The sequence below is a fragment of the Agrobacterium sp. CG160-95 genome, assembly GCF_053521725.1.
This window is the reverse complement of the sequence record NZ_JBNWDU010000002.1, coordinates 981,191-995,662: the sequence shown is the minus strand read 5'-3', so window position 1 is coordinate 995,662 and position 14,472 is coordinate 981,191. Positions and strand designations below refer to the sequence as shown.

The 14,472-nt window shown below is 58.5% G+C and carries 12 protein-coding genes; 6 read left to right on the top strand and 6 right to left on the bottom strand.

Translation table 11 applies throughout. From position 1 onward, the window contains the following. Window positions 1-125 precede the first annotated feature (125 nt). From ACQZ63_RS11140 to ACQZ63_RS11130, 3 genes are read left to right on the top strand one after another with little or no spacing between them, the layout of a single operon-like run. Window positions 126-1,328 (top strand): glycosyltransferase family 4 protein, encoded by a 1,203-nt coding sequence (locus ACQZ63_RS11140; RefSeq protein WP_448799149.1) that lies wholly within the window; start codon window positions 126-128, stop codon window positions 1,326-1,328. Beyond that, the gene (locus ACQZ63_RS11135; RefSeq protein ID WP_113556220.1) at window positions 1,325-2,608 is read left to right on the top strand and encodes a glycosyltransferase family 4 protein; all 1,284 of its coding nucleotides are present in this window, start codon (window positions 1,325-1,327) and stop codon (window positions 2,606-2,608) included. Before ACQZ63_RS11140 ends, ACQZ63_RS11135 begins: the two co-directional genes overlap by 4 nt. Further along, window positions 2,605-3,780, top strand: coding sequence for a glycosyltransferase (locus ACQZ63_RS11130; protein WP_019566354.1), 1,176 nt, complete (start codon window positions 2,605-2,607; stop codon window positions 3,778-3,780). The genes ACQZ63_RS11135 and ACQZ63_RS11130 overlap by 4 nt, the downstream gene beginning before the upstream one ends. Here the strand turns inward: ACQZ63_RS11130 and ACQZ63_RS11125 are convergent. From ACQZ63_RS11125 to ACQZ63_RS11100, 6 genes are all read right to left on the bottom strand, one after another. Then, complete coding sequence (locus ACQZ63_RS11125; RefSeq protein WP_113556221.1) at window positions 3,744-4,352, bottom strand: LbetaH domain-containing protein; 609 nt, start codon at window positions 4,350-4,352, stop codon at window positions 3,744-3,746. The genes ACQZ63_RS11130 and ACQZ63_RS11125 overlap by 37 nt on opposite strands. A 3-nt stretch (window positions 4,353-4,355) precedes the next feature. Next, entirely contained in the window at window positions 4,356-5,633 is a 1,278-nt protein-coding gene (locus tag ACQZ63_RS11120; protein WP_162763658.1) for a hypothetical protein, read from the bottom strand. Then, window positions 5,630-6,193, bottom strand: a complete 564-nt coding sequence (locus ACQZ63_RS11115; RefSeq protein WP_448799141.1) for a YdcF family protein — start codon at window positions 6,191-6,193, stop codon at window positions 5,630-5,632. Before ACQZ63_RS11115 ends, ACQZ63_RS11120 begins: the two co-directional genes overlap by 4 nt. Before the next feature lie 142 nt (window positions 6,194-6,335). Beyond that, window positions 6,336-7,481 (bottom strand): MraY family glycosyltransferase, encoded by a 1,146-nt coding sequence (locus tag ACQZ63_RS11110; protein ID WP_112155848.1) that lies wholly within the window; start codon window positions 7,479-7,481, stop codon window positions 6,336-6,338. A 254-nt stretch (window positions 7,482-7,735) separates the two neighbouring features. Next, window positions 7,736-8,995 carry an apiosidase-like domain-containing protein gene (locus tag ACQZ63_RS11105; RefSeq protein WP_448799140.1) on the bottom strand — a complete coding sequence of 420 codons (1,260 nt, stop codon included), beginning with the start codon at window positions 8,993-8,995 and terminating at the stop codon, window positions 7,736-7,738. 64 nt (window positions 8,996-9,059) lie between these two features. Further along, window positions 9,060-10,259 carry a glycosyltransferase family 4 protein gene (locus ACQZ63_RS11100; protein WP_113556223.1) on the bottom strand — a complete coding sequence of 400 codons (1,200 nt, stop codon included), beginning with the start codon at window positions 10,257-10,259 and terminating at the stop codon, window positions 9,060-9,062. Window positions 10,260-10,529: 270 nt separating this feature from the next. Between ACQZ63_RS11100 and ACQZ63_RS11095 the strand changes: the two genes are divergently transcribed. From ACQZ63_RS11095 to ACQZ63_RS11085, 3 genes are all read left to right on the top strand, one after another. Further along, window positions 10,530-11,762 carry a polysaccharide pyruvyl transferase family protein gene (locus tag ACQZ63_RS11095; protein ID WP_113556224.1) on the top strand — a complete coding sequence of 411 codons (1,233 nt, stop codon included), beginning with the start codon at window positions 10,530-10,532 and terminating at the stop codon, window positions 11,760-11,762. Between the two features lie 222 nt (window positions 11,763-11,984). Then, window positions 11,985-13,496: an oligosaccharide flippase family protein gene (locus tag ACQZ63_RS11090; protein WP_113556225.1), complete on the top strand. Its 1,512-nt coding sequence runs from the start codon at window positions 11,985-11,987 to the stop codon at window positions 13,494-13,496. Next, window positions 13,493-14,452 carry a glycosyltransferase family A protein gene (locus tag ACQZ63_RS11085; RefSeq protein WP_113556226.1) on the top strand — a complete coding sequence of 320 codons (960 nt, stop codon included), beginning with the start codon at window positions 13,493-13,495 and terminating at the stop codon, window positions 14,450-14,452. Before ACQZ63_RS11090 ends, ACQZ63_RS11085 begins: the two co-directional genes overlap by 4 nt. Window positions 14,453-14,472: the final 20 nt, after the last annotated feature.

The window sequence follows — 14,472 nt, the reverse complement described above, 5'->3', positions numbered from 1 at the left end:
GCTTGCCGCCTGTTTTCACCTCGCCAAGAATGCTCCTTCAGACCGGACATTTCGTGGGAGAAAAAAGCGTGAGGACGATCTTCCTGAATAGGTACGGTTTCCCCGACCAGTCGGCAACAAGCCGTATGATATCATCGCTCGCCTTTTCAATGGCGCAGCGCGGAATGAATGTGACTGTCGTTGCAAGTCGCGAAATACACAATCATCCCGGAAGCGTGTTGCCCGCAACCGAAACGGTTCGGGGTGTACATATCCGACGGCTCGCAAGCGGCCGCTTCGGCCGGCACAGCCTCATGCGCCGTAGCGTTGATTATCTTCTTTTTCAGGTGCTGGCATTCGCCTGGCTTCTGCGCAACGTTCGGGCGACGGACACGGTCGTTGTCTGCACCGATCCTCCGCTCCTCTCCGTCGTGAGCAGTATCGCGATCCGCCTCAAGGGCGCACTCATGGTGAACTGGATCATGGATCTTTTTCCGGAGACCGCAATCGAGCTTGGATTTTTCAGGAAACGTGCACGGTGGCTTGCGCCATGGCTGACTCAGGCGCGCAACTGGTCTCTGCGATCCCCCGGCATGGTTGTCTGCCCTACCGACAAGATGGCGGAATTCCTCTTCACTCAAGGCCTTGCAAATGATCGCGTCAGCGTCCTGCATCACTGGTCGGATGGGGAGGAAATCTATCCTGTCTTGCCCAAGGATAACAGCCTGCGGAAGGCGTGGGGACTGCAGGGTGTGTTTGTCGTCGGCTATTCAGGAAACTTCGGGCGGGCGCATGAGTTCGGCACTATGCTGGCAGCGGCGAAACGCCTCGAGCATCGGCAGGATATCCGGTTCCTTCTCATTGGCGGCGGGCACCAGCACGCGGCTGTGAAGACTGTCGTTCAGGATCTCGGCCTTCAGAACGTCATCTTCAAGCCGCTGCAGCCCGTGGAGAAACTTGCTGAAAGCCTGAGCGTTGCAGATGTGCATCTGGTCTCGCTGCTGCCGGAACTGGAACACTGCATCATTCCAAGCAAATTCTATGGAATCCTAGCGGCCGGGAGGCCGACGATCTTCGTCGGCGACCCTGATGGAGAGGTGCCGCGCGTTCTCAGAGCCAAAGGATGCGGCAGCACCGTCGAAATCGGAGAGACCGAAAAGCTCTCCGGCACCATCGAAAAGCTCTGCGACGACCCGGATGCCACGACAGCAATGGGGGATGCGGCACGGCGGCTGCTGTGTGCCGACTATTCCCGAGAAAAGGCGGCAGATGCCTGGGCAGTGCTGATCGCCGGGCTGCAGACTGTCGAGCCTTCCAGGCCACCTATCGCTCAAGGTATCTCGTCATGAAAGACAAAGTCGTCGTCAGTCAGCTCGGCGCCCGCATGCATTATGCCGTACCGAGAATATTTGCATCCGCTGGCCGCCTTGCGCATTTTTACACTGATATATGCGCCACGAAAGGTTGGCCCCGGATCGTCAATTCGTTTCCGGCGACCCTTTATCCCGCACCTGTCAAACGGCTGGCCGGCCGGCTGCCCAAAGGCGTGCCGACAGCGCTGACGACGGTGTTTTCCAGCTTTGGCCTCCGTTCCGTGCTGCGCCACATGCGAACGAGAGACGTTGTGGAGGAAACCTCTCACGCGATCTGGGCCGGGTCGGTTTTCTCCGAAATGGTGGCCCGGCGCGGCTTCCATGGCGCAGCTGGGCTCTACGCCTTCAGTGGCGACGCACTCGAACAGATGCGGGCGGCAAAACAGCAGGGCCTCTGGACCGCAGTCGAGCAAATGATCGCGCCACGCGATGTCGTCGAAACGCTTCTGGACCAGGAAATGATGCGGTTTCCCAAATGGGCCGGCCCTGTGCGGGATAATCCGCATGCGCGTCTATTCGCCGATCGGGAGAAAGCGGAGTGGCGCCTTGCAGATGTCATCGTCTGCCCGTCGGAATTTGTCCGCAAGCACGTCGTCGCATGTGGTGGGCCGGAAGACCGGTGTGTCGTCGTTCCCTATGGGGTCAATGCCAGCACTGCCATCGACAGACCGGCACGCATGCCGGGGCCAATCAGGGTCCTGACCGTAGGCGAAGTCGGGCTGCGCAAGGGATCGCCCTATGTTGTGGAAGCCGCCAGATTGATGGAGGGCGCCGCCCGCTTCCGGATGGCGGGCCGCGTTCGTGTGCCCGATGACGTCAAGCAGGAGATTTCGCAATGGGTCGAGCTGAGAGGGATCGTTCCGCGCTCGCAGATCGTCGAGGAGTTCCGGTGGGCGGATGTCTTTCTGCTACCGTCGCTCTGCGAAGGCTCCGCGACCGCCGTCTATGAAGCGCTCGCCGCGGGCCTGCCGGTTATAACGACCGAAAATACCGGCAGCGTCGTTCGCGATGGTGTCGAAGGTTTCATCGTTCCCGTCTGCGATCCGGAAGCTATCGCAACTGCGGTGCGTGCGCTTGCCGACAATCCTGAGCTGAGGCGAAGCATGTCCACCAATGCACTCCTGCGCGCAGCTGAACATACCGTGGAGTCATATGGCGAGCGGCTTCTTGCCGCCTTGTCCGGGCCGAATCTGTCAGGGTCGGCGGGTCTTTGCATGGCCGATGACACGCGATACCTGGGGAACAAAGAGAAATGAAGATCATCCACGTCATCGCTTCGATTGATCCCAAATACGGCGGCTTGCAGGCCGTTGCCATGCGCCTAGCCGCTGCACAGGCCGGCCTCGGCGCAGATGTGAATATCGTCAGCTATGGCGACGCCGCCATTGAAGCGCAGGTCAAGGAAATTGGCCGCACCATACCGCATTTCGAGAATATCCACTGGCATCTCCTGCCGCCGGCCGGGAGGCTGGAGACATTGTTCTGCTTCAGGGGCCGGCGCATGCTGAAAGCCGTGCTGAAAGATGCCTCCTTCATGCATATTCACGGCGTGTGGGAGCCATTTCTGCTCTATGCTTCCAAGCTCGCCCGCGCCGCTGGCGTACCCTACTGCATTTGCCCGGCCGGCATGCTGGACCATTGGAGTCTCGGCCAGCGATCGTGGAAAAAGAAGATCGCCCTGATGCTGTGCTACCGCAAGATGTTGAACGAGGCTGCGTTCCTGCACCTGTTAAATGTCGATGAAATGGCAGCTGTAGAGCCGCTGAATCTCCAGGCACGAAATCTGATCATTCCGAACGGTGTTTTTGCCGAGGAATTCGATCCCCTGCCCGCCCGAGGACATTTCAGGCAGAAAATCGCCCTGGCGCACGGCAGGCGATACATTCTGTTCCTGTCACGCCTGCACATCAAAAAGGGTATCGACATCCTTGCCTCGGCCTTTTCGGCTATCTGTGACACCTACGTCGACGTTGATCTCGTCGTCGCAGGCCCGCCCGGTGGCGCAGAGGGCCACTTCATGCACCTGGTGAAAAAACTTAACATCCGGCACCGCGTCTTTATGGTCGGAGCGATCTACGGCGAAGCGAAGCTCGAAGCCATGGTCGATGCCGACTGCTTCTGCCTGCCAAGCCGACAGGAGGGTTTCAGCATGGCGATCACCGAAGCGCTTGCCTGCGGCACGCCTGTTGTTATCACCGACCAGTGTCACTTTCCCGAAGTCGGAGCTGCCGATGCCGGGGTTATCGTCTCGGTTGACGCGGCAGAAGTTGCCAAGGGTTTGGCAAGCGTGCTCAGCAATCCCGCCAAGGCGAGGACGATGGGCGAAAACGGCCGTCGACTCGTGCTGGAGAAATTCACCTGGCCGGCAATCGCCCATGCCACGCTTGAAGGTTATCGGCTGAGCGCGTTGGACGCGGCCGCTTCCTGACGACGCGAGCCGACTGGCCTTGCCGGATTGCCGACATAGATCGTCCAAGGCTCCAATGACTTCGCGGTGACGGCTCGCGCGCCTAGCACAGCCCCCTTGCCGACGACGACACCGGGACCGACGAAGGCTTCCGCCGCCACCCACGCGTCCTCCTCGATCACCACCGGCCGCGTCACGAGGGGAAACGCACTATCCTGAACGTCATGCGACCCGGTGCACAGATGGGCACGTTGCGAGACAGAGGCATATTGGCCGATGGTGATCATGTCGACGTTGTAGCAGATCACCCCAGGTCCGAGAGATGAATGACGCTCCATGACGAGGTGCCCCGGCCACCAAACGATCGCCTTGGAATGCACCATCGCCGTGGCATGCAGGCGCGCGCCGAAACTACGCAGGAGACAATTGCGCCAGCGCCGCATCGGCGGCGGCGTCCAGGAGGCAAGAAGCCGCCAGACGATCATCCAGACCAGCCGTTTCAGCCGCAAATGCAGTGCAAAGGTCGGACCTCCGAAGCGCGGCAGGGGCGTCGTTGCATGCTGGAAGGCAGGATCGTCGTATCGTGAGCGCATGGCCTATCCTCCGGCTTGAGACGTCAAGGATGGTATCGCGTATCGACGCTGCTGCACGCGCGCGGGTATGACGGCAAATGCCAGCGCCGGCGCTGCAAACATCAGCATATGCACCCAGACCATGAGAACCCAGTCGGTTTGATGCGAGATGGCGTGCATGGACGGTATGATCGACAGCAGATAGGTGAATTGCGCAGCGAACTCGCCCGTGTTTGCGGTCACCCAGATCCGGCGCACCAGATAGGCGAGCAGGAAAAATTTGAACGCCCCGAGATACCAGAAGGATCCGAACGCATCCGCCATTCCGGTCTCGGTCGTGCCGAGGACAGGATTGTAGTCGCGCGATTGGACCGGCACCGGCAGCATGAAGGATTGCTTGACTTCCACGCCCACGAGTTGCGCGGGTACGAAGTTGAACACCAGCCTGTTCCAGTGGAACTTGCCGTAGTCGAATTGCAAGGTGTTTGCGGTGTTGTCGATCCGCATGATCGCGTTGCGCATCTCGTCGCCGCCGTCCCGGAACACTCTCTCAAGATTGCCAATGAAATCTATCTTCTTGATGTCATCCCACACGGGAGCGTCGTTGGCCTTGGTGATGGCGCGGTAGTCGCCCATGCTGTTCATCGACAGTGTGCCGAGGAAAAGTGCCACGATCACGAAGATGCGCGGGACCGCCCATCCCTTGTAAAACCACCATGCCAGCGCGAACATCATGATGAGTTCCACCGCTTCGGCGCGCTTTCCCGTTATCACGATGCGATCCAGGTAAAAGACGAGATCGAACGCAAGGACAGCCAGCGCCAGCCAGGAAAATCGCCGTGCAAGGCAAAGCACCGCAATGGCCAGACCATAGCTCAACAACCGCGAAAAGAAGATGTACATGACCGGAACTCCGGTCATCTGCACCGCAATGGTCAACTCTCCCGGCAAACGGCTAAGCTTGAAATAGAAGTAGGCGCCGGCGACCGAGAGAACGGCTGCGACGATCAGCAGACGTGTTTCATCGAAATCGATACGAAAGAATGCAAAGGGTTTTGCCGTTCTGCTCCACCCCCACCAGCACATGAACAGGCACAGCATCATAAAGATTGCGGTTCTTGCAAACGCGCCTTCCGGCAAGAATCGTTCTGACGCCAGTCCGGGAACCTGGGGCAAGATGAAACTGAACGTGATGACGCCCGTCAGAAACGGGAACTCGTAAATTCGCTCCCGACGCATCATTCCCCAACAGATGAGCAGGATAACACCACCAAAGAGGCAAAAAACCAGAAGCGTGTTCATGAGGCGAGCCTCGCCTGAACCGGAGGAAAATCCCGCACGAAACTGCTTCTGAGGTCGTAGAGGAGCGCTTTGGCGTATTCCTTGAACACCTGCACCCCGTCGCCGTTGATGGCAAGCCGCCACAGCGACACGGTTCGTTGCGCAGGAAGGGAAATCCACTGAATTTGGGGCATCACAAACCGGAAACGCTTTACCGCGCGCCTTGAATGAAACCAGCTCGTGACCAGAATGGCGCTTTTTGCTCCCATTCCAGTCAGTATCGGCTGTGAGAATGTCGCGTTTTCCCAGGTGCTGAGCGAAAGACATTCCGTTGAGACGGCTGCCGAATCCACGCCCAACCGCACCAGCATGTCGCGGATGAAGTCGCAATCCCCATAACCAGAAACCAAAACGAGCGGCGCCCTTCCCTCGTGCCATAGTTTTGCGGCCTGGGCAGCTCGAGGTGGACCGTCACCGCCCAGAACAACGATGACGTCGGCCTGCGCAGGCGGGTCCTCCACGACAAGGAGCGACCCCGCTGAAACGAGGGCAAGTCCGTAGAGTCCGATTGAACTCAGCATCATCAAGCCCAGTAAAAACGCGTTCCGTTTCAATGGCGGAGAATTTCTGATGTTCTGGGAAATTCGCAAACGCGAAAGCCGTCCTTTCGAAACCGGTGTCGAGGGGATTCGCGTTCCGGGCCACGGCGCTTTCATGATGCGATTACTCATCACTCGCCGATTGCATGGCTCTTGGCTCCGGTGCGGCGTTGGCGGAGACAGGGAGACGCGCCACCTCGCGGTAGAGATCGAAATTACCCCTGTGAAGCCAGGTTTTCGAGAGATAGCCCGTCGCGGTTAGAACGAAGGCCGTGTGGAGGGCAATCGGCACGAGAAGTCCTGCCGCCATCATTTCCGGCGGGATACCGGCTTTTATCCCGGCAAAACCGACGCCGCCGCAAATGAAGGAAATGACGACCAGCGTGTTCGTTGCCGCCGCCGGCGTGAAACCATAGTCCAGCAGCAGATGATGAAAATGCCAGCGATCGGCCGACATTGGACTGCGACCGTTCATGATACGACGGACAATCAGGCTGAGCGTATCGGTGATCGGCAGGATCACGATCCAGAGCAATGCCGGAAAGGATACGGCAGCGCTTGTGGTCGCCAGCAGGACGATAACATAGGCAATCGTCGCACCCAGTGCGGTACTGCCCGCATCGCCGAGGAATATGCTCGCCCGTGCGCGCCATGGACCGCGCATGTTGAAGACCAGAAAAGCGCAGAGGCATACGCAGAGTGCCTGGAGCGGCGGGATGACGTCGCCGATACCTGCGAAGATCGCCACGATCATCAGCCAGATCAACGCGACACCCGCAGTGCCGCCAGCAAGCCCGTCCACACCATCGAGCATGTTCCACGAATTCACCAGCCCGGTCACGAAGAGAACTCCGATGACGAAAAACAGCGGCAGGAACAGATCCGAATGCTGCGTGAACAGCACGCCGATGGAGAGAGAGCCGATATCGGCGCCGCCTACGAGAGCGATAGCCATTGCCAGTTGCATGAGAAGTCGTCCTGCTGCGGGCAGCGGCCGGCGATCATCGACGACGCCCATTAGCAGGATGACCGCCAGTCCGAGCCAGAAGTTCATGCCGAGAGCCTCGCTCCACCCACCAACGAAGGCGGAAACGGCGAAAGCGGCAAAGATTGCGATGCCACCGCAAAGCGGAACGGCTCCCGTGTGGCGTTTGCGGATTGAATCGGGGCGATCCACCAGCTGAAACACAATGGTCAGGCGCCTGAGAACGACGATGAGGGATACGCACAGAATGAAAGTAGCGATGGTATTGAAGAGTATCCCCGACATGTCTGATCCCCACGCTGAACCTTGGCGGCGCACTTGTGACGAAACTCGCCTCCTGACGATCCTAAAAAACACCGGGCTTGAGGGGTATGCGGGCAAAAGGCGTGTGAAATCCACCAAAGGGAGAGGGTGTCGAAATTAACGCCTACCCTGCCTACCCCCGAACCGGATCGACCATCGAAAGAGCTAGGTTTGGGACCTTGACGGCAAGCGACCACAAATGAACGACTCGGCAGCCAGCGGCATCTTATGAGTGATCATTCCTGTGTGGAGAGAACGGCAATCCAGTCCTGAAAGCCGAAAGCATTCGCCAATGCCGGCACCGTCACGTTGCGAAGGCCGCTGCGGCCAAGACGCTCGATCGGTTCGATGTAGATTCCATTCGAGGGATCGTACCAGCGAAGGATTTTCTCGCCTGCCGCCAAACTGTCGAGATCAATCGCAACGGAAGGAGTATCGAGATAGAGCACGGCGAAAGATCCTTCCCTGTCGCGCGCCGCGAATGCGCCCGCATCGCTTTTCAGCAAGCTGCCGTGATCGGGCACGAGCTTCCACCATGCCAGTTGTCTGAAAAGCGAGGCCAGATGGGTAATGCTTTGAGCACCACGGCTGTTCAGCGAACCCTGCCAGCTGTCCTTCGCTTCATAAAGCCCGGCGGCGGAAAAATGCCAGACCGGATTGTTGCCGAAGAGCTGACCGCTCGCTCCTGAAAGCAGCGCACCATAGGCAATAAGACGAACCTGACGCTCCTTCACATCGTTCTCGCCTTCATATGCGCCCTCGATGAGGAAAAAAGGGCGTCTTGGTCCAGATCGGTAACGATCCAGCACCGCCACTGCGACATTGCTGTAAGTATAAACTGAATCGATATCGAGCCAGGAAGCATCCCGCCAAAAGTCGCTCGTCACGGTATCGGGATTGCCATGCACGGTCTGCAATGCCGAAGGATTGGTTTCCGCAATTCCCATTGCAACAGCCATGACCAGATTGCGATCTGGCGGATCGTAATCTCCGCCCTGCACCCAGATGATGTTGGGGTACTTCGCAAAACGCTGTCCGACATAACGTCCATAGGCCCGCAGCTTTTCTGGCCCGGCCGCGACCATTTCCTGATACCATCCCTCGGGGCCGCCGCGTGCGCCGCTATAGGCAGGACAGAGAAGCACCAGCAAATTGCGACTGGCGGCTGCCTTTATGACGGCTTCCGCCCTGTCGAAATAGGCCTGGTTCGGTTGCTCAAAGGCATCGCCTGCGAAAGGTTTCTCGTCGTAGAAGTTCGCCGGCGCCTTGCGGGAGAACTGATGCTCGATCAACGATACAAGCACGGTGTTGAAGCCCTGCCGCTTTCGGGTTTCCAGATAAAATTCCGCATCGGGAATGGAGGGATCGCCAATGAGCGACCACGCACTGTCGCCGACAATCAGGAACGGCAGACCCTTGCTGTCTTCAAGATAACGCCCGTCCTGCGACGTCTGCAGCGGAAAAACGGGATCCTGTGCGTTGCAGGCCGAAAACATGCATAGCCAAAAAAAGAAGACGCCGCACAGATGTCCAAGTCGCCGCTGATCGCCGAACATCGCTTCAGAGCCGTTCACGAACGACGCGAAGCCAGTTTTTCAAGGGCAACGGCAGATAGGTTCGAAGGCCCGGCCTCAGACCGGCGGGAATAGACCAGTCCTCCATCCTGAGCACTGTTGACAGGCCGGGACGGTCGTTCAGTGTCATAGTAATGACTTCGTTATAGCGTGCGGCCATCCGTTCGATGCTGAAACGGTTCAGAACCATTTCCTTTCCCGCGATCGACATCCGCTCGAGAAGGTCGCGATCGGCATGCAAGCGCGCGATCGCATTCGCAGCTGCCGTATAATTGCCGATCGGGAACAGGAAGCCGTTTCGGGCCGGCTCGACAATCGTGTCCGTCACACCCCGGATATGAGACACGACCGGGACGCAGCCGCCGGCCATTGCCTCTATCATCGTCATGCCAAGCCCCTCGAAGCGGGACGGCATGATGAGAACATCGTGACTGGACATGATGACCGGTATGTCTGAAAGCTGCACGGATCCTGCGTAACTGACGCGATCGCCATGGCCGTCTAGCCTTCGCCTGAGCTTGCCCATATCCGGCCCATCTCCGACGATCGTCAGGCGCACTGCCTCAGGCGAGGCATCCAGTATTTCCCGCAGCCACATCACGCCCTTCGAAGCATCTTCAATGCGGCCGACGAAGAGAGCTTTGAGTTCCGGCCCCCGGTTGACGCGCCGAACCGCCTGGCTCCGGAACGCATCGCTGTCCACCGCATTCGGGATTGCGTAGGTGCGATCCTTCGAAAAGCCGTTGCGCGCGACCAGATCGGCGCGGCACCGCTCCGATACGCCAATCGTGACATGGGCATAGTCCCGGACCGAACGCGCGGCCGCGTATGTTCCGGGTGAGATATTATGAACGACGAGAATACGCAGGATACCTTCGGGGAGATAGCGCGCGATATTCGTCTGCAACTGATCGCCAAGAACATTGACGATCACCCCGTCAAACTCGCCTTCTTCGATGGCGGCCGCCATTCGCGATGCACATTCACGTTCGCTGAGATTGACGGGCATGCGCAGCAGTTGCCCGAATGCCTTTTCACCCTGCAGATCGAGAGGCAGTCCGTATGTTTCCTTGCACACGCCGAGCCATCGCACGTCTATGCCATAGGCTGCGAGGCCTTTGCGAAGATGTTTGAAGACGGAATAGGTGCCGCCAATATGAGGAAGGACAAAATAGGCAAGCTTCATGGGATACTCTCGCTCCTGCATCCACAACCATGCCGCAACGGATCGACGGCGGACGGTTCGAGTGGCTGCTAAGGCGACATACTAAAAAGCCACGGGATGACAGTCAGTTGCATCTTAGGCTTAGCTGTATCTTCCTTTGAGAGGTTTGCGTCGGCCAGACTATTCGTTTGGCGTAAGACGCAACCCGAAGGTCGGTGTGGGGTCGTGCTGATCCAGCGGATATCAATACCATATCGAGCGTGTCGGCGCCGGGCTGCGATTGGAAAATAAATGAGGATCACTCTCCTTGGACAATTTGGCTCTGGCAATTCGGGCAATGACGGATCGCTGGAAGCCATGCTCCTTTATCTGCGCAGGATGAGGCCCGATGCCGATCTGTTGTGTATCTGTGCAAGTCCGACAGTCGTAAGCGCGAAGTTCAATATTCGTGCCATGGGCGTTGGTGGGCCTCCCATAACGAATGCGTGGATGAGGCAACTGGACAAGCTGCTCGGCAAGGTGCCTTCACGGCTCATGCTATTGGTCAGTTCCCTGTTTAGTTTCGACAAGGCTGACCTGATGATCATACCGGGGACCGGCATCCTCGATGATTTTCAGGAAAAGTGGTTCGGCTGGCCCTTTGTCGTGTTTTGCTGGTGCCTCGTCGCACGCCTTCGCAACACGCGGATCGCTTTCGTCAGCATCGGCGCCGGCCCGATGAAAAGCCGGCTCAGCCGCTGGTTCCTGCGCTCCGCCGCACAGATGGCTTCATATCGATCGTACCGGGACGATTTCTCGCTCAACTACATGAAAATGATCGGTGTCGACGTGTCGCGCGACCACCGTTACCCCGATATCGCCTTTGATCTTCCTGTTCCTGTGCCCCACCGGCAGAGCCCCGCCGGCGGCTCAATGAGAATAGGCGTCGGCGTTATGGACTATCGCGGCTGGCGTCACAACGATCCCGAGGCCGCCAGGATTTACAAGACCTACATCCACAAGCTCTCACGTCTCGTGAGCTGGTTGATCGGTGAAGGCCATCGCATCACCCTTTTGATGGGGGACGTTACCGACAGGGTCGCCTGCGCGGATTTGATGTTCCTGCTGACGGATATGCTATCCGAGGACAAGCTGTCGCGGATCGACATCAGCTCTGCCGCAACGCTGCGCGACATCATGCAGCAGATGGCAGCAATCGATCTTGCCCTGGTGTCGAGATATCATGGAGTTGTCTGCTCTCTAAAACTTGGCATTCCAACGATATCAATCGGTTACGCCAGAAAGTTCGGTGATTTGATGAACGATTTCGACCAGGAGAAATTCGCCCGGCATATCGATACGTTCGAAGTCGAGGAAGTCATTGAGCTGGTCAAGGAGATACTCGCTGGAGCCAGTGCGGTGAGGGAGAGGATTGGCCACGCCAATGATCGCTTCAAGCGCCAGCTTTCCGAGCAGGAAGCGCTGCTCGGCCGGGAATTTCTCTCAATTGATGTCGTCGCAACGCCGCAGAGCGTAACGCCTTAGACACGCAGTCCTGCAACCTAATGCTTTCGGCGTAATACCGAGGCTCTTCAATACTCGACGGGAGTAGACCGCACGCTGTTGCATGCCCCTCAACAAACATTCTCCAAACGGCCTACACCTACGGATCCGGCTGCCATCCCAACGGTCAGATTTCCAAGGTCCAAGTCCACACTCTAGATTTGACGCTACCGTCGATTATCGGCGACGCTGTCGGAGCCCTCGATGCACAAAGTCCGCCGCGCCTTTTTCATGGCCATGCTGGAACAGCATCTCGGAATTGCGATCAATTTCGCTCTGATCGCGATCGTATCGAGACTGCTCTCGCCTGCGGAAGTTGGTTTTGCCGTTATCGGCTACGGGGTGACAGCGGTGATCTTCGCCTTTCGCGAATTCGTTTCTTCCGATTTCCTTATTCAACTCGATGTTGTTGAACGCGATGACATCAACACGTCGCTTACGCTCTTGCTCCTGGTCAGCGGCATTCTCGGGATCGTTCTCTATCTATGCGGCCCCTATCTGGCGATTTTCTACCACCAGCCCAGTCTCCAGCACTATCTTATCCTGGCGATTGCCGCCGTCATGGCCGAAAGCCTGGGCATGCCGGCGTTTTCCATGCTGCGTCGCCGGCTGGCCTTCGGCACCATCGCACGCGTCCGGACCACCGGCCTCGTCGTTATGGCTGGCGTGACGATCTTCGCTGCCAGCAATGGATGGGGCTTTGTCAGTTTCGCGCTCGGCCTGCTCGTCGGCAACAGCGTTGCCAGCGCCCTTGCCGCCTATGCCGATCCGGCCCAGCGTACCGCACGACTTTCTCTAAAGTCATGGCGCCGTATGGCCGAATTCGGCCGTTACAGGGGCGCTGCAACCATCGTCGACAAATTATACGAGTCCCTGCCGCAACTGGTGCTCGGCTTTGCCATGACACCGACAGCGGTCGCGATCTACAATCGCGCCAATACCGTTTGCTCCATTCCCGATCGCATTTTCCTCTCGGCGATCTTTTCCTTCGCCTTCCCGGCGCTCGCCGCCGAGGTTCGCGAGGGTGGAGATGTCCGCAGGTCCTACCTGCGCGCCCTCAGTTACATCACTGTGCTGTATTGGCCGTCGCTAATCATGGTCGCCATTCTCGCCGATCCTATCGTGCGCCTTGCGCTTGGAGACCAGTGGCTTGCCGCCGTACCGATCACCCGGATTCTCGCGCTTGCGTCGATCTTCTGGTTTCCCATGGTTTTGACAACGCCGCTGCTGATCGCTCTCAACGCCAACCGGGAGGCTTTCCTGGGCAATTTCGTCTGCCGCAGCGTCTCGGCAATTGTGCTTTGCTCTGCCAGCTTCTTCGGTCTCACCGCGGTAGCGCTGAGCCAGTTCGTCACGCTGCCCTTCCAGATGCTCGTCGCCTTCTATCTGGTAAGACGCCATGCGCACTTTAAACTACCCGAACTGTTCGCTGCCATCGGGCCGAGTTCCGCTGTGACCCTTGCCGCGATTGCGGGGCCGCTCGCCATATCCGCCTGGATGGGATTCCGCTTCGATTACTCCCTCGCCCAGGCTGGCGGCGCCGTCCTCCTTTCGGTGACAGGCTGGGCCGCTTGTCTCTATCTTCTGCGTCACCCACTCGTCAGCGAAATACGTTCGACGTTCGATGCTTTTGCCGGGCGTCCGCGCAAGATCGGAAAACCTCCTGTATCGGCTTCCATTCCCGACACCGTCGTTCCCGCAGCGGTGGAACCATGAGCAGCATCGATATCGTCATCCCCAACTACAACTACGGTCGCTTTCTGGAGGGATGCGTAGAAAGCGTCCTTGGCCAGAACATACCGAACATGCGTATCCTCATCATCGACAACGCCTCCACAGACGAAAGTGTCGCGGTCGCCCGGTCTCTCGCGACAACAAATCCCCGTATCGAAACGTGCCTGCGGCCAAAGAATCTCGGCGGTCACGCGTCTTTCAACGAAGGCATTGATTGGGCCCGGGCGGACTATTTCGCCATCATCTGCGCCGACGATGTCCTGTCGCGTGGAGCACTCGCGCGCGCGATGGAGGCGCTCGACAATCACCCCGGCGCGCACATGGCCTTCGGGCGCACCGCCTTCTTCCGTGACGACGCCGAAATAGAATCGGGCCTTCGCAGCGACGCCAATGGCATGCAGCTTCATCGGGGCATGGACTTCATCGCCAAAATTTGCGCGACGGGACGCAGCCCGGTGCCAGGCCCACTCGCTGTCACCAGAACACACATTCAACAACATGCCGGTCACTATCGGCCAGCACTGCGCCATACTGACGATGTCGAGATGTGGATGCGGCTCGCAGTTCTGGGCGATATCGTCGAACTTGACGCCGTGCAGAATTTTACCCGTATCCACGGTGCCAACCAGTCGGCCATCCTTGATAACGTCCTTGCCTGGAATACCGAAATCGAAGCCGCGCTCGAAAGCTTCTTTGGCAATGAAGGGGCTTTGCTTGCCGATGCCCAAACCCTGCTCCGGCGCGGTCGCGCGAGCCTGAGCGACCGCGCCTATTGGTGTGCGCTTTCCAATCTGATCCGACGCCGGCCCGGCGCGGGTGCCCTTCTTGCACAGGCTTTCCGCCTGAGACCCGCTTCAGCGTTTCTGCCGCCGGTAAGTTATCTTGTCCGCCGACCTGATGCGTTGCATCGAATTCGCGCAGCGATCGCCCGCCGATAGTGATCGACCGGCCAAATTTT

Coding starts and splice junctions, on each gene's coding strand:
- ACQZ63_RS11120 (WP_162763658.1), bottom strand. CDS start 5,633: ATGAACACGCTTCTGGTTTTTTGCCTCTTTGGTGGTGTTATCCTGCTC.
- ACQZ63_RS11105 (WP_448799140.1), bottom strand. CDS start 8,995: ATGTTTTCGGCCTGCAACGCACAGGATCCCGTTTTTCCGCTGCAGACG.
- ACQZ63_RS11085 (WP_113556226.1), top strand. CDS start 13,493: ATGAGCAGCATCGATATCGTCATCCCCAACTACAACTACGGTCGCTTT.
- ACQZ63_RS11135 (WP_113556220.1), top strand. CDS start 1,325: ATGAAAGACAAAGTCGTCGTCAGTCAGCTCGGCGCCCGCATGCATTAT.
- ACQZ63_RS11130 (WP_019566354.1), top strand. CDS start 2,605: ATGAAGATCATCCACGTCATCGCTTCGATTGATCCCAAATACGGCGGC.
- ACQZ63_RS11090 (WP_113556225.1), top strand. CDS start 11,985: ATGCACAAAGTCCGCCGCGCCTTTTTCATGGCCATGCTGGAACAGCAT.
- ACQZ63_RS11095 (WP_113556224.1), top strand. CDS start 10,530: ATGAGGATCACTCTCCTTGGACAATTTGGCTCTGGCAATTCGGGCAAT.
- ACQZ63_RS11115 (WP_448799141.1), bottom strand. CDS start 6,193: ATGCTGAGTTCAATCGGACTCTACGGACTTGCCCTCGTTTCAGCGGGG.
- ACQZ63_RS11110 (WP_112155848.1), bottom strand. CDS start 7,481: ATGTCGGGGATACTCTTCAATACCATCGCTACTTTCATTCTGTGCGTA.
- ACQZ63_RS11125 (WP_113556221.1), bottom strand. CDS start 4,352: ATGCGCTCACGATACGACGATCCTGCCTTCCAGCATGCAACGACGCCC.
- ACQZ63_RS11100 (WP_113556223.1), bottom strand. CDS start 10,259: ATGAAGCTTGCCTATTTTGTCCTTCCTCATATTGGCGGCACCTATTCC.
- ACQZ63_RS11140 (WP_448799149.1), top strand. CDS start 126: ATGATATCATCGCTCGCCTTTTCAATGGCGCAGCGCGGAATGAATGTG.